At 71.8% G+C, this 20,644-nt stretch carries 15 protein-coding genes and 1 pseudogene; 9 read left to right on the top strand and 7 right to left on the bottom strand.

What is annotated here, in order from left to right:
- Positions 1 to 21 precede the first annotated feature (21 nt).
- On the bottom strand, positions 22 to 663 hold the full coding sequence (locus ACZ5CW_RS23370) for a hypothetical protein (protein WP_468604313.1): 642 nt from the start codon (positions 661 to 663) through the stop codon (positions 22 to 24).
- Positions 664 to 1,368: 705 nt separating this feature from the next.
- On the opposite strand from ACZ5CW_RS23370, the gene ACZ5CW_RS23365 reads away from it, so the two are divergent.
- A complete protein-coding gene (locus tag ACZ5CW_RS23365; protein ID WP_468604311.1) occupies positions 1,369 to 3,483 on the top strand; it encodes an AfsR/SARP family transcriptional regulator in 2,115 nt (704 codons plus the stop codon).
- Between the two features lie 275 nt (positions 3,484 to 3,758).
- Here ACZ5CW_RS23365 and ACZ5CW_RS23360 read toward each other — a convergent pair whose 3' ends face one another.
- Positions 3,759 to 4,256: a sigma-70 family RNA polymerase sigma factor gene (locus tag ACZ5CW_RS23360; protein ID WP_468604309.1), complete on the bottom strand. Its 498-nt coding sequence runs from the start codon at positions 4,254 to 4,256 to the stop codon at positions 3,759 to 3,761.
- Between the two features lie 617 nt (positions 4,257 to 4,873).
- On the opposite strand from ACZ5CW_RS23360, the gene ACZ5CW_RS23355 reads away from it, so the two are divergent.
- Both ACZ5CW_RS23355 and ACZ5CW_RS23350 read left to right on the top strand, forming a co-directional pair.
- Positions 4,874 to 5,311: a cupin domain-containing protein gene (locus ACZ5CW_RS23355; protein WP_468604307.1), complete on the top strand. Its 438-nt coding sequence runs from the start codon at positions 4,874 to 4,876 to the stop codon at positions 5,309 to 5,311.
- Positions 5,312 to 5,688: 377 nt separating this feature from the next.
- The gene (locus ACZ5CW_RS23350; protein ID WP_468604305.1) at positions 5,689 to 9,792 is read left to right on the top strand and encodes a discoidin domain-containing protein; all 4,104 of its coding nucleotides are present in this window, start codon (positions 5,689 to 5,691) and stop codon (positions 9,790 to 9,792) included.
- 81 nt (positions 9,793 to 9,873) lie between these two features.
- Here ACZ5CW_RS23350 and ACZ5CW_RS23345 read toward each other — a convergent pair whose 3' ends face one another.
- Complete coding sequence (locus ACZ5CW_RS23345) at positions 9,874 to 10,272, bottom strand: 6-pyruvoyl trahydropterin synthase family protein (protein ID WP_468604303.1); 399 nt, start codon at positions 10,270 to 10,272, stop codon at positions 9,874 to 9,876.
- A gap of 205 nt (positions 10,273 to 10,477) precedes the next feature.
- On the opposite strand from ACZ5CW_RS23345, the gene ACZ5CW_RS23340 reads away from it, so the two are divergent.
- From ACZ5CW_RS23340 to ACZ5CW_RS23325, 4 genes and pseudogenes are all read left to right on the top strand, one after another.
- Positions 10,478 to 11,137, top strand: coding sequence for a YbaB/EbfC family nucleoid-associated protein (locus ACZ5CW_RS23340; protein WP_468604301.1), 660 nt, complete (start codon positions 10,478 to 10,480; stop codon positions 11,135 to 11,137).
- 213 nt (positions 11,138 to 11,350) lie between these two features.
- On the top strand, positions 11,351 to 11,851 hold the full coding sequence (locus ACZ5CW_RS23335; RefSeq protein ID WP_468604299.1) for a cupin domain-containing protein: 501 nt from the start codon (positions 11,351 to 11,353) through the stop codon (positions 11,849 to 11,851).
- A 125-nt stretch (positions 11,852 to 11,976) separates the two neighbouring features.
- A pseudogene (locus tag ACZ5CW_RS23330) lies at positions 11,977 to 12,640 on the top strand (MBL fold metallo-hydrolase).
- 261 nt (positions 12,641 to 12,901) lie between these two features.
- Positions 12,902 to 13,471: a hypothetical protein gene (locus ACZ5CW_RS23325; RefSeq protein WP_468604297.1), complete on the top strand. Its 570-nt coding sequence runs from the start codon at positions 12,902 to 12,904 to the stop codon at positions 13,469 to 13,471.
- A 496-nt stretch (positions 13,472 to 13,967) separates the two neighbouring features.
- Here the strand turns inward: ACZ5CW_RS23325 and ACZ5CW_RS23320 are convergent, their stop codons facing one another.
- The 3 genes from ACZ5CW_RS23320 to ACZ5CW_RS23310 all read right to left on the bottom strand — a co-directional run bounded on the left by ACZ5CW_RS23320 (position 13,968) and on the right by ACZ5CW_RS23310 (position 16,555).
- Positions 13,968 to 14,570 (bottom strand): GPP34 family phosphoprotein, encoded by a 603-nt coding sequence (locus tag ACZ5CW_RS23320; RefSeq protein WP_468604295.1) that lies wholly within the window; start codon positions 14,568 to 14,570, stop codon positions 13,968 to 13,970.
- Positions 14,567 to 16,006 (bottom strand): dihydrolipoyl dehydrogenase family protein, encoded by a 1,440-nt coding sequence (locus ACZ5CW_RS23315; protein ID WP_468604293.1) that lies wholly within the window; start codon positions 16,004 to 16,006, stop codon positions 14,567 to 14,569. Before ACZ5CW_RS23315 ends, ACZ5CW_RS23320 begins: the two co-directional genes overlap by 4 nt.
- Positions 16,007 to 16,108: 102 nt before the next feature.
- Positions 16,109 to 16,555: a VOC family protein gene (locus ACZ5CW_RS23310; RefSeq protein ID WP_468604290.1), complete on the bottom strand. Its 447-nt coding sequence runs from the start codon at positions 16,553 to 16,555 to the stop codon at positions 16,109 to 16,111.
- 465 nt (positions 16,556 to 17,020) lie between these two features.
- Here ACZ5CW_RS23310 and ACZ5CW_RS23305 point away from each other — a divergent pair, with 465 nt between their 5' ends.
- Positions 17,021 to 17,932: an SGNH/GDSL hydrolase family protein gene (locus ACZ5CW_RS23305; RefSeq protein ID WP_468604288.1), complete on the top strand. Its 912-nt coding sequence runs from the start codon at positions 17,021 to 17,023 to the stop codon at positions 17,930 to 17,932.
- A gap of 391 nt (positions 17,933 to 18,323) precedes the next feature.
- On the opposite strand, the gene ACZ5CW_RS23300 is transcribed toward ACZ5CW_RS23305, so the two are convergent.
- Positions 18,324 to 18,749, bottom strand: a complete 426-nt coding sequence (locus ACZ5CW_RS23300) for an Ohr family peroxiredoxin (protein WP_468604286.1) — start codon at positions 18,747 to 18,749, stop codon at positions 18,324 to 18,326.
- A gap of 317 nt (positions 18,750 to 19,066) precedes the next feature.
- Between ACZ5CW_RS23300 and ACZ5CW_RS23295 the strand changes: the two genes are divergently transcribed.
- A partial coding sequence (locus ACZ5CW_RS23295) for a S8 family peptidase (protein ID WP_468604284.1) occupies positions 19,067 to 20,644 on the top strand: 1,578 nt, incomplete at its 3' end.

The following is a 20,644-nucleotide window of genomic DNA, read 5'->3' as shown; positions in this document are numbered from 1 at the left end:
TCACGGGAGCGGACATGCGGCTCAGAGATACAGGGCGCGATGGCTGCGGTGGGCGAACGTGTCACCGGAGCTGAGGATGGTCACGATGTCCTCGCAGTAGCGCCGGTACTCCCTCTCCTGCTCGGCCGGCAGGGTCACGGAGACGGCCCGGCCCTGGAGCATGACCTGCTGCAAGGTGCCCAGGAGCCGCTGCGGGGGCGGAAGCAGCAGGACCTCCATGACGCGCCGGAAGACATCGGTGAGGCCGTCCTCCCGTCCGGACGGGTCGGCGCACGCTTCGGCGTCCGCCTCGCCCGGCCCTGCGCGCCGAGCCCGGCCGGCCGCGACGAACAGGTCGAGACATGCCGTCAGATGCCCGAGGTCGGCCGCGGTCACCTCGATCGGGTAGAGACTCGTCAGCTGGGCGCCGTCCGCGCTGTGGAGGGTGTACCTGGCCGGCTCGTCCGGGGCGTGATCGGCGGACCCGTCCGCGGCGTGCCACTGGGTCCACAGCGGCAGTTTCAGCAGCACCTGCACCCAGCTGTCGTAGGCATCCGAGATGATCCGCTCGTCGTCGGACTCCCCGCCGGCCGTCTGGAGTCGGTAGAGGTGGCGGAGCAGCGGTTCTTCAAGGCTCTGGAACTTCGCGAAGAACACGGGGTCGTCGGGGACCAGAACGAACAAGGGGGCTCCTCCTCTCACCGGCGGACCGACCTGCTGGTGGGGCGGGCTCCCGAAGCAGCCGCCGGCCTCCTGAAGCCCGTCATGAGAACGAACGGAGCAGCCTACCGCGAGGTTCACCCGCCTTCGTCGCCGTGCCGGCGTCCTGGCACACATGTCGCCTTCCGCCTGCGTCACCCGCCCGGATGCATCACCGCCTTGACAGGTGACGCCATGCGGGACAAGATGACTACCGTCCCCATTCGGTACGTCTGGCGAGGTGCACATACATGCCGGTCAGCCACACCCGAGGATCGATCGCACCCAACGACCGCCCACGGTCGGCGGGTCGACATACGCACCTCGACCGTCATCTGACGCATCGAAGATCCGGTAGGGGTGAGTACGGCAAGTCGACAGACTGATACGCCCGGCGGTCACCGACTGCGATGCTTGCCGTGCGGCCCCCGCCGCACCCCGTGACAGACGAAGTGTCCGGACAGCATGCCCTGTAGTACAGTCGGACTAATTGGACCATGGAGTCCACTTACCCGGCGTGCCGTGTCCGAAGCGCCGAGGGCCACGACATGTCTGACACACCTTCAGGCATGCCGGGACGTTCCTTGGGAGCGGACGGCCTCGTCCCGGACCGGAGCGGTGACCCGATCGGACGGGCGACCAACGGCACGACGTGAGAATGGCGAGGCCAGCGGCGAGATGGACGCGACAGTGCGCTACTCAATCCTCGGCACCGTGCGGGTGTTGCGTGGTGACACCGAGATCGACCTGGGTCCCCCCAAGAGACTGGCCCTGCTCGCCCTGCTGCTGCTGCGCGCCCCCGGCCCGCTCACGCTGAGCGAAGCGGTGGACATCCTGTGGGACGACGAGCCGCCGGCCAGCGCCGTCAATGTGGTGCACCGGCACATCGGCGCACTGCGCAGAACACTCGAACCCGAGCTTCGCAGCAGGACGCACGCGGCACACCTGGTCCGCGCCGCCGACGGGTACCGCCTCCTGGTCGACACCTCGACCTCGGATCTGCTGCACTTCCGTGACCTGCGCGCGCAGGCGCAACTCGCGCTCAAAGGCGGCGCCCCCGCGCAGGCCGCACAGGACTTCATGGAGGCGTTGCGACTGTGGCGCGGTCCGGCCGTCGCCGCCGGCACCCATGTGGCCCGGCATCCGGTGTTCACGTCGGTGGGGCACGAGTTCGTCGCGACGGTGAAGGAGGCGGCCGACGCCGTTCTCACTGCGGCGCCCGACCTGACCGAAGAAGTGCTGACGGTGCTGCGACGTGCCGTGGAATGCCACCCTTTCGACGAGGCCCTGCACTGCCGGATCATCGCCGCGCTGGCCGCCAGCGGCCGGCAGGCCGAGGCCCTGAAGCAGTTCGAGCGCATCCGCCGAGGGCTGGCCGAGGAACTGGGCGTCGAGCCCGGGCCCGAGCTGCGCGCCGCCCAGCAGCACCTGCTCCAGCGCAGGACCGCCGACAGCACCGACAGTACGGACCATCCGGCACAGCAGCCCGTGGCCGCCGACAGACCCGCCCAGTTGCCCGCGGACTGCGTGTCCTTCGCCGGCCGTCAGCAGGCGCTGGGCCAGTGCCTGCAACTGCTTCCGCTGGAGGGAGAGAGCCGGCCGCCCACGATGACCGCGGCCATCTGCGGCATGGCGGGCGTCGGCAAGACGACGCTGGCCGTGCACTGGGGCCACATGGTGGCCGACCACTTCCCCGACGGCCAGATCTATGTGGACCTGCAGGGTCACCACCCGTCCCAGGCCCCCCTGGAGCCGGGCGCGGCCATCGCCGAGGTCCTCGACGCGCTCGGCGTGGAGAACAACCGGTCGTATCCGAGTGCCGCCGCTCTCGGCTCCGCCTACCGCAGTGCCCTGGCCGGGCGCCGGCTGCTGCTCGTCCTGGACGACGCGGTGGACTGTGAACAGGTGCGGCCGCTCCTGCCCGCGACACCGGGATGCCTCGCGATCGTCACGAGCCGGCGGCGCCTCGAGGGCCTCGCCGTCACCGACAACGCCCGGATCGTCACACTCGACCCCATGACCCGGCAGGAGGGTCTCGAACTGCTCGACCGGCGGCTGGGCACGGACCGGACACGTGCCGAGCGCGCCGCCGCGGAGGAGATGGTGGAGCTGTGCGGCGGACTGCCGCTGGCCCTGGCCGTCGCCGGTGCCCGTGCCCTGACGCAGCCTCGGTTCCCGCTGGCCTCGCTCACGGCCAGGCTGCAGGACGCCGCCGACAGCCTCGACGCCCTGTCCAGCCGCGACGCCCGTACGAACACCCGCGACGCCTTCCACCGCTCCTACGACGCTCTGGGCAGCAGCGCCGCGAGACTGTTCCGGCTGCTCGGCCTGCACCCCTCCCGGGACATCACCCTGCCGGCCGCTGCCAGCCTGGCCGGCACCGATCTGCGCAGGACCCGGCAGGACGTGGCCGAGCTGATGGACCACCACCTGCTGGTCGAGCTGGTCGCCGGGCGGTACACCTGTCACGAACTGCTGCGCACCTACGCGGCGGAACTCAGCTCGCTCCTGGATTCGCCGAGCGTGCGGTCCGAAGCACTTGCCCGGATGGTCGAGCACTATCTGTACAGCGCCGAGGCCGCCACGGCGTTGCTCGCACCGCACCGCAGCACCGTGATCCTGCCGCCGCCGCGGCCGGGTGTCCGCCCGCAGCAGTTCGACGGACGCCCGGAAGCCGCCGAGTGGATCGTCGCCGAGCAGTACCTGCTGCCCGAACTCGCCCGCTCGCTCGGTCACTACCCGAGAGGCGAGGCCTTCCGGCGGCAGCTGACCTCGGCGCTGGAGATGTGCGTCACGACCCGGTAGCGGTCGCCTCGCAGGGGATTCCGGGGGCCTGCCGGGAAGTCGTGGATCAACGACGTGAGCGTCAACTCGTCGGCGCCGGCAGGTCTCCACGGCTCTCGGAACCTGCGCCGCGTCGACATGCCGGGCGGCGGCGGAGGGCAGACCGAGCCGCGCGCCCACCCCCGCACCCGTGATCCCCGCCCCGAGCACCCACAACGGCGGCCCGGGCGCTCCGGGCGCCGGCGAGTCCGCCCGGGGCGCGGCACGATGTCAGAGGCGGCGCAGCAGGACGATGTCTAGGCCGCCTCCGGCTGTACGACGGCGCGCAGCTTGCGCAGGGCGTTGTGCTGACGGCTCTTGACCGTGCCGGCCGGCACTCCGAGGATGCCTGCGGTCTCCTGGATGGTGCGGTCACACAGGTATATGTGGACCAGCACGGCCCGGTGTTCGGGAGACAGCCGGCGCAGGAGCGGCCTGACCACCAGGGCGTCGTGCACCGACTCGGTGACGTCGCTACCCGACACGGGGTCGTTGTAGGTGTCTCCGACGACTTCCCTTCGGGCGTGGGGCTTGCGCACCCAGTCGATGACCAGATGCCGGGTCACGGTGAAGAGCCAGCCTCGGACGGATCCCTCCATCCCGAGCAGGCGGTCGATGTTCCGCCAGGCCCGGATGACGGCCTCCTGGACGATGTCCTCGGCGAGTCCGTGGTCACCCAGCATCTTCTCGGCGTACGAGACAAGGCCGTCCCGGTGTTCCCTCATGATCGTGCCGAGCAGGTCGGACCGGGACATTGCCGTGAGGGGCGTAGCCATAGTGTTCTGAACCATCCTGGTTCTCTGTCGTGCGGCGACCGGAGGCCGGATGCAACCCCCGCATTCGCACTGTAGGCAGCGGCAAGTGCCAGAAAACTGCTGCATTTGTGTCGCCGCAGTGCCGCGTCCCGGCCCGACAGGAACATGTGCGCGGACGCCCTCCGGGACGGGCCGGAGAACCCCTTCTCACCAGGCGTTTTTCCACTTCGCACCACGCTTGCCGCTTTGTGCGACACCGAAACAAATGCGCGGTGTGAGTTGTAAGTCACGTGCGTCGAGCCGCCTTGACGCGCCGTACGGCGGGACCGTTCCAGAAAAACACATGTGATTGTCGTGGAGCAATCGCGTGGAGAGTGCGCGGGCCCGGGCCACCCCAGTCACGTGTGTGGCACTGTCTGCTCGACACACGATGCGCGCGGCGCGGTGCGGACCCCCAGGGCCATCAGTGCCGTCAGTGCCACCAGTGCGGACAGCGCCGACAGCGCCGACAGCGCCGGTCATGAACGCCGGTTCCGGCGAGACAGTGCGCCGGCCCGGCCCGGATCCCCCAAGCCCCTGCCTGCGCGCCGGAGATCCACCTGAAAGGTTTGACCCACATGCGCAAGAACCTGCTGCGCCTGGGGGTGACCGCGGCCGCGGCCGTCGGTCTCTCCCTCGGTACCAACGCCGCGTTCGCCACCCCGGCCGGTCCGGGTGTGACGGGCACGATCATCACCCGGACCACGTTCGGCGGGAAGGACCACATCCTCCGGCGGATCACCATTCCCCCGGGCCAGAGCACGGGCTGGCACTACCACGACGGAACTCTCCACGGATTCGTCGAGCACGGCACCCTGAGCCACTTCGACTCCGACTGCGCCCCCGACGGCGTCTACCACGCCGGCAGCAGTCTCACGGAACCGTCCGGCGCCGACCATGTGCACATCGGCCGCAACCTCGGCAGGACCGACGTCGTCCTCGACGTGCTGTACGTCCTGCCGCACGGCGCGCCGCTGTCGGAGGACGCCCCCGAGCCGGGCTGTGACTTCCAGTAGGCCCCGAACCCGGCCCGGCCCACCCGGCCGGACCCGTGCGATCCCTGCGCCCGAGCCCGCCACGGCAGCACACCGCGGCGGGCTCGCCGCGTGAGCGACCCGATGTCCCTTCGTCCGGCATGAGCCAGGGGCCGATGGTCACACGTGTGAGCGCGGGGCATCGTGGCCCGACAGCGGGGCCACACCCGCCCACCTCCGGGCGGGGATGCTCGCGGCGCCCTCTCGGCCCGCCTCCCCGTTCACCCGGCGTCACAGGCCTTGACAGGGAACTGTCCGCCGCAACAGCCTATGGCAACGTTGTCAGACCGCGGGATCCGGTTCCGTACCCGGCAACACGCACCGCATCCGACCCACCCCTGTGATAGGACGACTCACTCATGGCCGATCAGCCGAGTCCATCGCAACGCCCTTCCCGGCGCGCCGTCGTCGTCACCGGCTCGACACTGCTGGCCGGGTTCGGTCTCGGCACGATGTTCCCGTCCGCCGCCGGCGCCGCCGTACGCACCGGGACCGCGGCCGAGTCACCCGACGGGCTCTCCACGCCGGTCGAGATCGCCGCCTACCGCCCGGTCCGGGCCTCCTCGCAGGCCTACGCGCCCGCCCCCGCCGACTTCGTGGTGGACGCGATCCGCTCGCAGGGCGTGCGCGGTACCGGATGGCGTGCCGAGGCGGGCGACCCGCAGTGGATCGAGGTCGACCTCGAGGCGGACTGCCGGGTCGACCGGATCCGGCTGACCTTCGAGGCCGACGCGAGCGACCCGGTGTTCACGCCGCCGGCCGGCGGCAACCCCGCGCAGGGGACCACCGGCAAGGAGATCCTCTCCAGCTACGCGACCGAGTTCGTGGTCGAGACCTCCCGCGACCGCGACTCCTGGACCAGCGTCTACCGCGCCACCGCCGGCACCGGCGGCGTCGTGGACATCCCGGTGGCCAAGCCGGTCACGGCCCGCTGGGTGCGGATGACGTCCCGCAGGCGCTCCAGCCCCAACCCCCTCGGCCTCAACGGCTTCGAGGTGTACGGCACCGCCCCGGGCCACCGCCCGAGGGCCACCGGCTGGACCGACTGGGGCACGCACCACGGCGACGCGCCCCGGCTCACCGTGGCCGCCGACGGCACGGTGCCGCTGGAGTCGGGCTGGACGCTCACCCTGGACGACTGGGCGGACGGCGACGGCGCGGCGCTGTCGAGGGCCGGCGTGGACACCAGCCGCTGGCTGCCCGCGGCCGTCCCCGGCACCGTGCTGGCCTCCCTCGTCGACCAGGGCAAGCTGCCCGATCCGGTCGCGGGACTGAACAACCTGCGGGTCCCGGAGGCACTGTCCCGGCACTCCTGGTGGTACCGGCGGGAGTTCGGCCTGCCCCGCGGCCTGCGCACCGGCGCGGGACGGCACGTCTGGCTGGAGTTCGACGGCGTCAACCACAAGGCCGAGATCTGGCTCAACGGCCGCTCGGCGGGCGAGGTGACGTTCCCCTTCGCCCGCTCCGCCCACGACGTCACCGGCCTGCTGGCCGGCCCGGGCGGCAGCAACGCCCTCGCCGTGCGGATCTCCCCCATGCCGGTGCCCGGCAGCCCCGGCGACAAGGGCCCCGCGGGCGAGGCCTGGGTGGACGCGGGCGCCAACACGATGAACCTCAACTCACCGACGTACCTGGCCTCCTCGGGCTGGGACTGGATGCCGGCCGTCCGTGACCGCGGGGCCGGTATCTGGAACCACGTACGGCTGAGATCGACCGGCCACATCGTCATCGGCGACCCGCGCGTGGACACCGTGCTGCCCGCGCTGCCGGACCTGTCGGTGGCCGAGCTGACCGTGACCGTGCCGGTGCGCAACGCCGACTCCGCCGACCACGACGCCACCGTCTCCGCCTCCTTCGGCGACGTACGTGTCTCCCGCACGGTCACCGTCCCGGCCGGCGAGTCGGTCGACATCGTCTTCTCCCCCGACGCGTTCGGCGTCCTGCGGGTGCGCGACCCCCAGCTGTGGTGGCCCAACGGCCTGGGCGAGCCCACGCTGCACGACCTCACCCTGGTCGCCCGGACCGGCACCACCGAGAGCGACCGGCGCACCACCCGCTTCGGCATACGGCAGTTCGGCTACGCGTACGACACCCCGCTGAAGTTCACGCCCTCCTCCGACGCCTGTACCCAGACCGTCCAGCTCGGTGCCCGGCGCGCCCGGCACGTCCGCGTCCGCTGTCTGACCCGGGCCACCGGCTGGGGCAGTTCGCTGTGGACGCTGTCCGTCCTCGACAGCGCCCGGCCCGGCGTCGACCTCGCCCTGCACGCCCCGGCCGCGGCCTCCAGCTCCGACGAGGACGGCCACGGGCCTGCCAACGTCACCGACGGCGATCCGGGCACCCGCTGGTCCTCCGCCTTCCTCGACGACCAGTGGATCCGCGTCGACCTCGGCTCCGTGCAGTCCTTCGACCGGGTCGACCTGGTGTGGGAACAGGCTTACGCGCAGACCTTCGTGGTGCAGGTCTCCGAGGACGGCGAGCAGTGGACGGACGCCGCGTCCGTGGACAACACGGCCGTCCCGCTGCCCTTCAACAGCGGCGACGCCAGCCTGCGGGTGACCGACTTCGAGGCCCGCACCGCCCGTTACGTCCGCCTGTCCTGCGGCATCCGCAACACCAGCTGGGGCAACTCCCTGTGGTCCCTGGCGGTCGTCGACAGCTCCAGGCCGGGTACCGACCTGGCCCTGCACCAACGGGCCACGGCCTCCACCGAGGAGGACGGCCACCCGGCCGGCCACGCCACCGACGGCAACCCCGGCACCCGCTGGTCCTCCGCCTACGAGGACCGGCAGTGGATCCAGGTCGACCTCGGCTCCGCCCGGCGCTTCGACCGCGTGGCCGTCGTGTGGGAGCAGGCCTACCCGAAGACGTACACCATCCAGGTCTCCGACGACGGCTCCGCCTGGAGCGACGTCACGACCGTCTCCAACACCCCCGACCCGCTGAAGATCAGCGTCAACGGCGTCCGGGTGCTGGTGCGCGGCGGCAACTGGGGCTGGGACGAACTGCTGCGCCGTATGCCCGCCGAGCGGATGGACGCGGCGGTGCGGATGCACCGCGCCATGAACTTCACGATGATCCGCAACTGGGTCGGCAGCAGCAACCGCGAGGAGTTCTACGCCGCCTGCGACGCGCACGGCATCCTGGTGTGGAACGACTTCCCCAACGCCTGGAGCATGGACCCGCCGGACCACGAGGCGTTCCTCTCCGTGGCCCGCGACACCGTGCTGCGCTACCGCATCCACCCGAGCGTGGCGGTGTGGTGCGGTGCCAACGAGGGCAACCCGCCCGCCGCGGTCGACCAGGGCATGCGCGCGGCGGTGGAGAGCCGGGCACCGGGGATCCTCTACCAGAACAACTCGGCCGGGGGCGTCGTCACGGGCGGCGGCCCCTACGGATGGGTCGAGCCGGAGCGGTACTTCGACCCGTCGACGTACGGCAGCAAGGACTTCGGTTTCCACACCGAGATCGGCATGCCCGTCGTCTCCACCGCCGCGAGCACCCGCGCCATGCTGGGCGGCGACGGACCGGAGTGGCCGATCGGCGGCGCCTGGTACCACCATGACTGGAGCGAGCGCGGGAACCAGGCTCCGCAGAACTACAAGGCCGCCGTCGAGACCCGCCTCGGCACGGCCCGCGATCTGGACGACTTCACACGCAAGGCGCAGTTCGTCAACTACGAGAACTTCCGCGCCATGTTCGAGGCCTGGAACGCCAACCTGTGGGACAACGCCAGCGGGTTGATGCTGTGGATGTCCCACCCGGCCTGGCACAGCACCGTCTGGCAGACCTACGACTACGACTTCGACGTCAACGGCGCCTACTTCGGCTGCCGCAGCGCGTGTGAGCCCCTGCACGTCCAGGCCGACCCGGTGAAGTGGCAGGTCATCGCGGTCAACCACACCCGCGGGGCGCTCAAGCGCGCGACGGTCACCGCCGAGACGTACGACCTGTCCGGCCGCCGGATCGCAGCCACCGAGCAGGCCCGCGTCGACGTGGACCCCGCCGACTCCGCGGTGGCGTTCACCGCGGCGCCCGCGGACCATCTGCCGGACCTGCACCTGCTACGGCTGACGCTCACGGACGACCGGGGGCAGGTGCTGTCCCGCAACACCTACTGGCGGTGCCGCACCCCCGAGGCCCTGCGGGCCCTCGACCAGGTCCAGCAGGCCAGGCTGTCGGCCTCCCTCTCGCAGGTGTCGCGCGCAGGGGACCGCCGTGAGGCGACCGCCACCGTCCGCAACCGGGGGTCCATGGTCGCCGCCATGGTCCGGCTCTCCCTGCTGGACGCCGAGGACGGCGGCCGGGTGCTCCCCACGCTCTACGACGACAACTACCTGTGGCTGCTGCCCGGTGAGACGCGCACGATCACGCTGTCCTGGCCGGCCGCCGCCCTGGCCTCCGGCCGGCCGAAGCTGCGGGTCGAGGGGTACAACACTCCCCCGGTCATGGTGCGCGGCTGAGCACCCTCGAGCCCGCGCCGCCGGTCCACTCGGCGGCGCGGGCCTTCGCGCGTCGGTCACACGCGCCTCCACACGCGTCGGTCACACGCGCCGCTCGTAGGCGGCCCACGCGATGTGCGACTCGTGCAGCGTCACGGCCACCTCGCGGATCCCCCGGGCGCCCTCCCCCAGCGCCCCCGCGTGGATCCGCTCGACCAGGCGGTCGGCGATCACCTTGGCCAGGTACTCCGTCGAGGTGTTGATCTGGTGGAACTGCTCCTCGTCGTCGAGGTTGCGGTAGTTGAGCGCGCCGACCACCTTGCCGAGTTCCGTGGTGGCGAGACCGATGTCGACGACGATGTTGTCGTCGTCCAGGTCGGGGCGCCGGAACGTCGCGTCCACGACGAACGTCGCGCCGTGCAGCCGCTGGGCGGGCCCGAAGACCTCGCCCCGGAAGCTGTGGGCGACCATCATGTGATCACGTACGGTGATGCTGAACAAGTGTCCTCCAAGACGGGGGCCGCGGCCCGGCGCGACAAACCTCTCGCGTGCACCGGCGCCGTCCGACGTGAACATACCTGGCGCACCTGTGCCGGAGATGCCCTCCTGCACTGGCCGCGGACCGGTGAACGACGTTTCCGCTTCCCCGGCATGTGAACCAAGTGCGCCGTCGTCTCGTGTCCATCATGTGTCTGAGAGGAGGACGATGGACAGGCCACCGGGGAGCCGTCTGGAGAAGGTCCTTGCTGACTTCGCCGAGCAGTACGGTGTGCTGAACAGGGCCCGGGAGCAGATGCGGGCGCTGTCGGTGACGGCGCCCTCCAAGGACGGCGCGGTGGAGGTCACCGTGGGTGCCGACGGCCGCCCGGCGGGGATCCGTTTCGTCGGCGGACAGTTTCGCGAGATGGCCGCCCCGCAGCTGAGCGACAGCGTCATGGAGGCTCTGACGACGGCCCGCGCCGAGGTCGCGGCCCGCGTCACCGCCGTGCTGATCGCCGCGAACTTCCGTCTGCCGGCGGCCGTGGAAGGCGTGAGCGAGGACGAACCGCTCCTGCCCGAGGCGATCCGCGAGGCACCGTCCGTGTGCTGGCGCCGCCTGGTCCAGGTGGCCCGGGTGGTGGCGGCCGGCCCCTCCCCGGTCCGCGACTCGGCACGGGTCAGGGCCCAAGGCACGGTGGGCGCGTGGGGGTCCGGCACGCAGGAGGCCGCGACAGCCCCGGACACGACGCGGGCGCGGCCGCAGGGGCCGTTGTGGGGCCGCCCCGGTGCCCGGCCCGTATCCCCGCACACTCCCCTGCCGGCGGAGCTGCGCGACGCCGTCATGGCGTTGGGGGACGCCGTGTGCGATGCCGTGTGCGACTCCTGACGACCCGCCCCGCCCGCGGACGGTCGTGTGTGCCCGAGAGCGAACATATGACACATACCCAGACCAACATGTGCATACGCTGCTATCCTGCGCCCCGGGGTTTCCGACGAAAGGGAAGGGCTACCGCCGGCTTCCCGCCGCGCGTCGCGTCCCTTCCCTCCCTGCCTGTCCCCTTCCCGATCCTCCCTCCTCGCGTTCCCAGGAGTCACACGTATGACCGACTTCCCCTCTCCGCCGCCGGTTGCCCAGGACCGCCGGTTCGTCCTCGGCCAGCACCTGCGCCTGTCCGTCCTCACCTCGGCGGACGAGACCGAGGGCCGCCACGACGTGTCCGACGTCACCCTGCCCCCGGGCGCCGGCACCCCGCTGCACCTGCACACCGGCTACGAGGAGCGCATCTGGGTCGTCTCCGGCTCCCTGACGGTCTGGGCGGGACCGGACACCTTCACCCTGCGCTCCGGGGACTTCTACGCCATCAAGATGAACACACCGCACACCATCAAGGCGGGCGACGACGGCGCACGCACCCTCGCCATCACCTCTCCCGCCCGGTTCGCGGAACTCATCAGCCGCACCGGCACGCCCGCGCACCTGGCCACCACCGAGACGGAGTGGGACATGGGTCTGTTCCAGGCCGTCACCGAGGAGTTCGGTGACATCATCCTGGGCCCGCCCGGAGCCACCCCGGCCGACCTCCCCGGCAACGGTCGCTGACACGTCCGGGACCCACGGCGGGCGGTGTCACGACGACGCCGTCCGCCGGCACGGTTGACGAAGGGTCCCTCGTACGACGCCAGGGGCCCCGCGGGGTCCGCCCCGAGGAGAGGATCGGATCGGCCATGCCGAGAGTTCTGCGCGACGACGACATCGTCCGCGTCGAGAGCAATGTCTACGCGGTGTCCGGCAGCAACACCAACTGGGTGATCGTCACGGACGGCGACAGCTGCACCCTGATCGACACCGGCTATCCCGGCGACCGCGACGCCGTTCTGGCCTCACGACGTACCCGTCCTCATGCACCGGGACGAGGTGCCGCACGCCCGCAGGGACTTCCTCGACCAGGTCTCCGTCGGACAGGTGCTCGCCCAGGCATGGCGGCCCGGCGTGCTTCCGTGGGCCGTGCACGCCCTGCGCTCCGGCGGAACCGCCCATGTTCCGGTCCGCGAGCCGCGGGCCTTCCCCACGCCGGGAACCCTGGACCTGCCCGGTGCCCCCACTCCCGTGCACACACCCGGGCACACCGACGGACACTGCGCCTATCACCTGCCCGACAGCGGCATCCTGATCAGCGGTGACGCCCTGGTGACCGCGCACCCCACATCGCGGATCAGTGGGCCGCAACTGCTGCCCGACATGTTCCACACCGAGCGCGCCCGGGCCCTCGACTCCCTGGCGGCGTTCGAGGGGATCGACGCCGACACCGTCCTGCCCGGCCACGGTCCCGTGCACCGCGGTTCGGCCAAGGAGGCGGCCCTGACCGCCCGCGAACGTGCGACGAGGTGACACCCGGCTGCCCCCGTCGTCACGGGCGGTTCGAGGACACATGCACCGGGCAGTCTGTTCGCAGGGAACGTCGTGCGGGTGGTCGTCACGCGCCGGCAGCCGCGGCAAAAAGCCTGTACTTGCTACATGCGCGGGCGCATCGGCGCCTATCGTGAAGAGTGAACATGCCCGATGGACCGTCTGGCGTCGACACTTATCTGCACGGTGCCCTCGGCGTGGGTACCATGCGCAACGTCATCCATATCGAGGGAGTGAACGGTTGTGACCAGCCAATCAGCCGCCACGCTCCGGTCGCGGTACGTGGAACAAGCCGCGTCGGACCTGGAGGAGAACCGCCGGCGACAGCAGGAGCTGGAGGAGAGGATCAGGGTGTTGAAGCAGGAGGAGGCCCTCCTGGCGGACATCCTGAACCTCGCCGAGCGGTACGAGGGCTTCGCGGACGCGTCACGTCTGCCCGAGCAGATGCAGGACGAGCCCGTCATCGCGAAGGCGAAACCTGCCTCCGGAGCTGCTTCGCGGCGTTCGGCGTCGGTCAGGACCGCTCCGAAGGGCAGGACGGCGAAGGGCGGCGCGAAGGGGAAGTCGCGTGGCCCTCTGCTCGGTGACCTGCTGGCGGATCTGCTCGCCCACCACAACGAGCCGCGCCTGGCGAAGGAGCTGCGGGACGAGCTGATGGAGAAGCACCCGGACCGCGACCCCACGCCGCAGGTGGTGCGCAACACCCTGGAGGCGCTGGTCGCCAAGGGCCGCATCCGGCGCCACAAGCAGCAGCGTTCCGTCATGTACACCCTCGTGAAGCCCGGCTCGGCCGCGGCGGCCGACGCCGGCTGACACTCGTCCACTCGTCCCGCTGGCCATGGTCCCACCGCCGGACACCGGTAGGTGCCCGGTGCGGCGGGGTCCGCCACGCGGGACGGGTGAGGCACCTTCGGGCGGTGCGGCAGGACGGGCGCCGCGCAGCAGTGCATCCGGCGCCGCGGGGCCGGACCCCGCGGGTCCGGCCGGGGAGCCCGACACCGACTTCACAAGCGCACCTTCTCCTCACGACGACGCCGGCGGGCGCGCGCCGCCCCGGGTCTCCTCCGTTCTCCCTATGTCCACGAACGGGCGGGGCCGAAAGGTTCACCCGGGCTGTCACCCGCGTCCGGCAAGCCGGCGGTCGATCAACCGGCGGAGTGCCGTGCGCGGTCCGTGCCGACAGCAGGTGCCCTTGCGTCAACGCGGCGGCGACGTCCGCTCCGTTCGCTCACATGTGTGGCGACCCCGCCTCTGACGACCCGGGCACCGGCCGGCCCTGGGGGACCCGGGCTGATCCGGACGAAGCCCCCTACCCCCGCCACATGTTGTCGAACGCGGCGTTCTCGATGTCCCGCCGCAGCCGCAGCGCCTCCAGCCGCGTCACCGCGTCGCCTACGGCGGCGAGCACCGTCGTGACCGCGTCCCCGGTGGGGCTCTCGAGGGCTTGCGACAGGTCGGCCCCGATTCCCGCGGCTGCCATCAGTGCGCCGAGGACCGGCTCACCGGACCCCCGGCGTTCCTCGGCACGGGCGCGCTCCGGCGAGTCCGCGGGCACGGTCCGCCCGGACCGCAGGAGGAAGCCATGGTGCCGGGGGTGGGCCAGGAGCCCGGCCCGCTCCAGGTCGTCGGCATAGGTCGAGGCGAGTTCGCGTCCGCGGCGCCACAGCCAGTCCTCTACCGTCTCGTCCGGCCCCTGCCGGGTGACCGAGGCGACCGCCTGGTCCAGCAGACGGTCACCCGTCGCCACCCGCGCGCCGGGGACCATGCGGTCGCCGTCCAGGGTCAGCGCCCCGCTCTCCAGCAGATCGATCGCCTCGGCCCCCGCAAGCGCGAGGGACAGGTCACCCTGCTCCACGGGCTGGTCGGGCGGCAGCCCCAGGGCGACGAGCGCGAGGTCCCGTGCGGTGGTCATGAGTCCCTCCACTCCTCCAGCAGGCGCAGCCACACCTCGCTGATGGTGGGGAATGCGGGTACGGCATGCCACAGGCGCTCCACGGGCACCTCCGCGGTGATGGCGACGGTGGCCGAGTACAGCAGCTCGGCGACGCCCGGTCCGGCGAAGGTGGCGCCGACGACGACCCGGCGGTCCCGGTCGATGAGGATCCGGGCCCTGCCCCGGTAGTCGGGGCGGTACTGGAGGGCACCCGCGAGGTGGCCGATCTCGCGGTCCACGACGTCGACGGCACGGCCGGCCCGCTGGGCCTGACGCACCGTCAGGCCCACGGAGGCGACCTCGGGGTCGGTGAAGACGACGCCGGGGACGGCCTCGGCGTCCGCCGTGCTGCTGTGCGGGGCCCAGCGGCCGGTGTCGAGTTCCTCGCGCCGGGCCCGGGCGGCGATCACGGCTCCGGCGATGCGGGCCTGGTACTTGCCCTGATGGGTGAAGAGCGCCCGGCGGTTGACGTCGCCCACGGCGTACAGCCAGTTCCCGGGGACGGCGATGACGGTCAGGCTGTCGTCGGTGGTGAGCCAGTCGCCAGGGGTGAGCCCCACGGCGGCGAGCCCGATGTCCGCGGAGCGCGGAGCGCGGCCGGTGGCGAAGAGGACCTCGTCGGCGGTGAGTTCATCGCCGTCCGACAAAGTGATCCGGACCTCGCCGTCGCGCACCCGCCGAGCGGCGACGACCGAGACCTCGAACCGTACGTCCGCGCCGGCCTCCCGCAGACGCTCGGTGACCAGTTCGCCCGCGAAGGGCTCCATGCGCGGAAGCAACCCGTCCTCGCGGGCGAGCAGGGTCACCCGGCTGCCCAGGGCCTGCCAGGCGGTGGCCATCTCGACACCCACCACACCGGCGCCCACGATCACGAGGTGCCGCGGCGGCCGCTGGGCGCTGGTCGCCTCCCGGCTGGTCCAGGGCCGCAGGGTCTCGATCCCGGGCAGGTCGGGCAGGGCCGCGCGGCTGCCGGTGCACACGGCGACCGCGTGCCGGGCCCGCAGGTGGACGCGGTCGCCGTCGGGTGTCTCCACCGACACCTCACGAACCCCTTCCAGGCGTCCGTGGCCGCGCAGCAGGTCGATGCCGGCCGACTTGATCCATTCGACCTGGCCGTCGTCCTTCCAGTCGGCGGACATGCGATCGCGGTGCGCCAGGACGGCCTCGGTGTCCAGCGGGTTCTTCACGGCGGGGTCGAGCCCCGGAACGTGCACGGCGTCCGCGCGGAGCAGGGCGGGGCGCAGCAGTGCCTTGCTGGGTTCGCAGGCCCAGTACGAGCACTCACCACCGGCCAGTTCGCTCTCGACGATCACGGTGCTCAGGCCCGCCGCGGTGGTGCGGTCCGCGACGTTCTCGCCGACCGGGCCCGCGCCGATCACGATGACGTCGTAGGTCCGGATGTTCTCGGTCGGCATGTGTCCTCCGGTGGATGCGTGCCGGTCGGATGGGTGTGGTGGGGTCCCGGGGAGGGGGCGGTCCCGGCGCGGTGGGGAGGTCGGCCGCGCCGGGACCGGGTCTCAGCGGCCGGGCGCGCGCTGGGTGACCTCCTGGAGGAACCACTCGTTGCCGTCGGGGTCCTTGAAGGCGGCGAAGGTGCCGTAGCTGGCTCGCTCCGGGTGCGGGCCCGGAACCCGGTGGGAGTCACCGGCGTGGTGGAAGGCGCCGGTCTCGTCGCGGAACGGGCCGGAGACCTCCACACCGCGACCGGTCAGCTCCTCCTGGGCCTTGACGATGTCGGTGACGGTCAGCTGGAGGCCGTGCAGCGTGCCCGCCGGCTGCTCGGTGAGGCCCTGCCCGAAGATGATCGAGCACTCGGAGCCGGGCGGCGTCACCTGCACGATCCGGTAGCCGTCGTTGATCGGGAAGTCGGCGTCGAGACGCCAGCCCAGCCGCTCCACGTAGAAGCCCTTGGCGCGGTCCACGTCGGAGACGGGAAGTATGACGACTTCGAGCTTCATGTCCATGGCTGTGATCTCGCTTTCGGTTCGGATGTGGTGGTGGGTCTGTGGGCGGTGTGTGGGCGGTGATGTGTGCGCCGCCCTGGAGCGAGCCGTCGGCGGTGCCTCCATGAGGGCGGACGGGCCGGACACGTGCCTCCGTGCCGGCGGTCGCCCGGTCCGCCTTCACTGTCGTCCGCGGCCGGCAGGTCCCGCATCAGTCACCTGACGGTGCGTCCTGGCCGGGCCGCGACCCGAGGCCTTAAGCCGTCCGGTTCGCCGGCCGTGACGTGCCTCGGGCCGTCCGGCTCACCGGCCGGGACATGTCCCGCTGCCCCGGCCCGCCATCGGTGATCAATTCGTGACCGCCGTCCGCGCACCTGACGGCCTTCGAATACGTGTGAGTGTTGGACGCGTCGGCCTCACACAGATGTGTCGCCGGCCCGTGTCCGGACGCCGGCCGTCACTCGGCCGAACACGAAAGGACAGATCTTGAGGAGACTGTTTCCCACCTCCCGCGCGGGACGTGCTCTCGCGGTGGGTGCCGCGCTGCTCTGCGCCGGGGCGGCCCTCGCCCCGGCCGGTACGGCCGCGACGAGCACGGCCACGGAAGGCCGGCACAAGGCGGATTACGTCGCTCTCGGCGACTCCTACGCCTCCGCGCCGCTCGTGCCCACCCAGGTCGACGCGACCTGCCGGCGCTCCGACCGGAACTACCCCTCGCTGGTGGCGCGAGCGCGCGGCGCGATGCTGACGGACGTCACCTGTTCGGGGGCCACCACCGCCGACCTGACGGCCCCGCAAGCCGACGGCGTTCCGGCCCAGTTCGACGCCCTGGGCCGAGGAACGGACCTGGTCACCGTCACCATCGGTGGCAACGACATCGGCTTCTCGACCGTGCTGGGCACCTGCGTCCAGCTGATGGGCACCGACCCGGCGGGTAGCCCGTGCCGGACCCGTTACACGGGCACCGGCGCGGACGAGATCTCGGACGCGATCGCCCGGACCGCGCCGAAGGCCGCGCAGGTGCTGCGCGGCATCCATCACCGCGCGCCGCACGCCCGGGTCGTCGTGGTCGGCTACCCCGACCTCTTCCCCGAGGACGGTGTCGGCTGCACCAGCAAGAGCGTGCCGCTGGCCGCGGGGGACTTCGCCTGGCTCCGTGACGAGGAGAAGGCGCTCAACGCGATGCTGGCCCGCCAGGCGCGGCGCAGCGGGGCGCGGTATGTGAACACGTACACGCCCACCGTCGGACACGACCTCTGCAAACCGACCGGCGAGCGGTGGATCGAGACCTTCGCCCCCGAGACGCCGGCGGCGCCGGTGCACCCCAACGCCGCGGGTGAGAGCGCGATGGCCACCGCCGTCGGGGGAGCCCTCCCGCGTCCCGCCGGGCGCCACTGACGTTCACGTCGTAGCGCGGTCGCCGGTCCTCGAGGGCCATTGTCGTGACCTCTCGCGCGGGCGCTCCCGCCGGCCGTCACAGGAAGCTGGAGGCTGCCGGGCCGTATCCGGACAGCACCACGCTCTCCGCCCAGTTCCACACCTGTGTGTCGTCGGGCCATGCCCGCTCCGTGGAGCTTCCCGGGCGTCGGACCGGCTGCTCGCCGGAGACGGCAAGGACTCGGTCGGGGGCGGGACGACGGTGTGTGACCGTCCGTAGAAGTGTGTGCGTCGTGGAGGCCATGTCGTGCCCTCGCTGTTCGGTAGGCGGTGCGGATGTGGCCCGGGGGGGCGGGTCCCGTGCGGGGGGGCGTCGAGGGGGCACGGGACCCGCGGTCAGGGGGTCAGGGGGTCAGGCGGCGGCGGCGTTGATGGTGACGGGGATGTTGTCGCGCGTGGCCTTGGAGTACGGGCAGATCTGGTGGGCGGCGTGCGCGAGTTCCTCGGCGGTTGCCTGGTCCACGCCGCCGAGCACGGGGCTGAGGACCGCGGAGAGGGTGAACTCTCCGTCGTCGCCGTGGGTGAGCGTGATCTCGGCGGTGATGGTGGTGCTCGTCAGCCGGACCTTGCGGAGGGTGGCGGCGCGACGGAGGGCGCCGAGGAAGCAGGCGGCCCAGCCGGCGGCCAGGAGCTGCTCGGGGTTGGTCGCGGTGCCGGCACCGCCGAGTTCCTTGGGGAGGGCGAGGCCGGTCTCGAGCAGACCATCGGCGGAGCGGACGTGACCGCCGTTCCGGCCCTCTCCGTCGACGTCGACAACGGCGGTGTAGCTGACTGCCATGACTGGTGCTCCCCATCTGCATCGAAAGGTTGTCGTCACCTCCTGACCAGGACACTCGCCGTGTCACCGGTTGGGGTGGTGACGTAATCATGGCAGTCGTATGCGTCACCAGTCAAGGCGGTGACTGATGTCTTTCGGTGGCCTTCCGGTGACCTGTCTTCCGATGGCCGGACCCGCCACGGGTTGCCCATGCCCTCTGTCGCTGTTGCGACATGTCCCAGCTGTGCCACGGGGATCGAGTGACACGTGCCTCACGGCCGTCGGATTCTGTCGCGCAGATGAACGGCACGCAGCACGCCGGGGGAGGCATGGTTCCGATGAGACACGTCCGTTTGTTGGCGACCTTCACAGCAGGTCTCGCACTGGCCGCCGCGGCGGCCACCCCCTCGCTCGCGGATCCCCCGGGCCCGTCGCTCGCCCCGGCGGCGCCCGGGAACGCGGGCGAGCGGGCGACCGTCCGCCTGATCACGGGCGACAGCGTGAGCGTGGCGAGGGGCCCGGACGGGCGGCAGACGGCCGCCGTACACCCCGGCCCCGGACGCGCCGACGTCGTCTTCCACACCTTCGAACAGGACGGGCACCTCACGGTCCTGCCCGCCGATGCCGCCCCCCTCGTGACCCACGGCCGCCTGGACCGGGCGCTGTTCGACGTCACCGCTCTCGTCTCGCAGAGGTACGACGACGCCCACACCGCAACGCTGCCCCTGATCGTGGGCACATCCGGCAGGGCGGCGGCCTCGAGAGCGCGTCGCATCACCGCGCTCGCTGAACAGGGCGCTCCCGCCCGGGAACTGACCAGCATCGACGCCGAGGCCCTGCGCGTCGACAAGGGCGATCTGAGCCGTCTGTGGACCGAACTGCGGCCCCGGAAGGCCGAGTCGAGGTCTTCCACGGACTCCGAGGTGCCCCGTGTGTGGCTCGACGCCCGGGTCAGCGCCGACCTCGACCGCAGCACCGCCCAGATCGGCGCCCCGGCCGTGTGGCAGCAGGGCGATCACGGCGAGGGAGTCAAGGTCGCCGTCCTCGACACAGGCGTGGACCAGACGCATCCGGACCTGACCGGACGGATCGCCAGGACGGCGAACTTCTCGGACAGTCCGACCGCCGGAGACACCTTCGGGCACGGCACCCACGTCGCGTCCATCGTCGGCGGCAGCGGCGCGGCCTCCGGCGGCGCCCGCAAGGGCGTGGCCCCGGGGGCGGATCTGCTGGTCGGCAAGGTGCTCGGCGACGACGGCAGCGGCTCCGCGTCCCAGATCATCGCCGGAATGGAATGGGCCGTGGCCCAGGGCGCCAAGGTCGTCAACATGAGCCTCGGCTCGGACGTCCCGAGCGACGGCACCGACGCGATGAGCCAGGCCGTCGACGAACTCTCGCGCACCAGCCCCACGTTGTTCGTCGTCGCCGCCGGCAACAGCGGCGCGCAGGGGAACTCCACCATCGGTTCACCCGGCGCGGCCGACTCGGCGCTGACGGTGGGCGCGGTGGACCGCGCCGACGTGACGGCCGGATTCTCCAGCCGGGGCCCCCGGCTCGGCGACGGCGCCGTGAAGCCGGACGTGACCGCTCCCGGCGTCGGCATCGTGGCCGCCCGCGCCTCGGGCACCACACAGGGCGACGTGGTGGACCAGTACTACGTCGGCTTCTCCGGAACCTCCATGGCCACCCCCCATGTGGCGGGCGCCGCGGCACTCGTCGCACAGCGCCACCCCGACTGGACCGGCAGCCGGATCAAGGACGCCCTCGTCAGCACCGCCCGCACGATCCCTGGCCAGAAGGTCACCGAACAGGGCGGCGGGGGGGGGGGGGGGGGGGGGGGGGGGGGTGGGAGGGGGGGGGGGGGGGGGAGGTGGGGGACCACCACCAGCCTCCCACCCCAGCGAAGCGACGACGAT

The sequence above is a fragment of the Streptomyces sp. NPDC031379 genome, from assembly GCF_055569615.1.
The sequence above is the reverse complement of the archived record's forward strand: the minus strand, read 5'-3'. Positions and strand labels throughout refer to the sequence as shown.

Bases quoted from the DNA above. Each gene is read 5' to 3' on its own strand.
- ACZ5CW_RS23315 (WP_468604293.1), bottom strand. From the start codon at position 16,006: ATGCCGACCGAGAACATCCGGACCTACGACGTCATCGTGATCGGCGCG.
- ACZ5CW_RS23350 (WP_468604305.1), top strand. From the start codon at position 5,689: ATGGCCGATCAGCCGAGTCCATCGCAACGCCCTTCCCGGCGCGCCGTC.
- ACZ5CW_RS23300 (WP_468604286.1), bottom strand. From the start codon at position 18,749: ATGGCAGTCAGCTACACCGCCGTTGTCGACGTCGACGGAGAGGGCCGG.
- ACZ5CW_RS23355 (WP_468604307.1), top strand. From the start codon at position 4,874: ATGCGCAAGAACCTGCTGCGCCTGGGGGTGACCGCGGCCGCGGCCGTC.
- ACZ5CW_RS23335 (WP_468604299.1), top strand. From the start codon at position 11,351: ATGACCGACTTCCCCTCTCCGCCGCCGGTTGCCCAGGACCGCCGGTTC.
- ACZ5CW_RS23360 (WP_468604309.1), bottom strand. From the start codon at position 4,256: ATGTCCCGGTCCGACCTGCTCGGCACGATCATGAGGGAACACCGGGAC.
- ACZ5CW_RS23340 (WP_468604301.1), top strand. From the start codon at position 10,478: ATGGACAGGCCACCGGGGAGCCGTCTGGAGAAGGTCCTTGCTGACTTC.
- ACZ5CW_RS23310 (WP_468604290.1), bottom strand. From the start codon at position 16,555: ATGGACATGAAGCTCGAAGTCGTCATACTTCCCGTCTCCGACGTGGAC.
- ACZ5CW_RS23320 (WP_468604295.1), bottom strand. From the start codon at position 14,570: ATGACCACCGCACGGGACCTCGCGCTCGTCGCCCTGGGGCTGCCGCCC.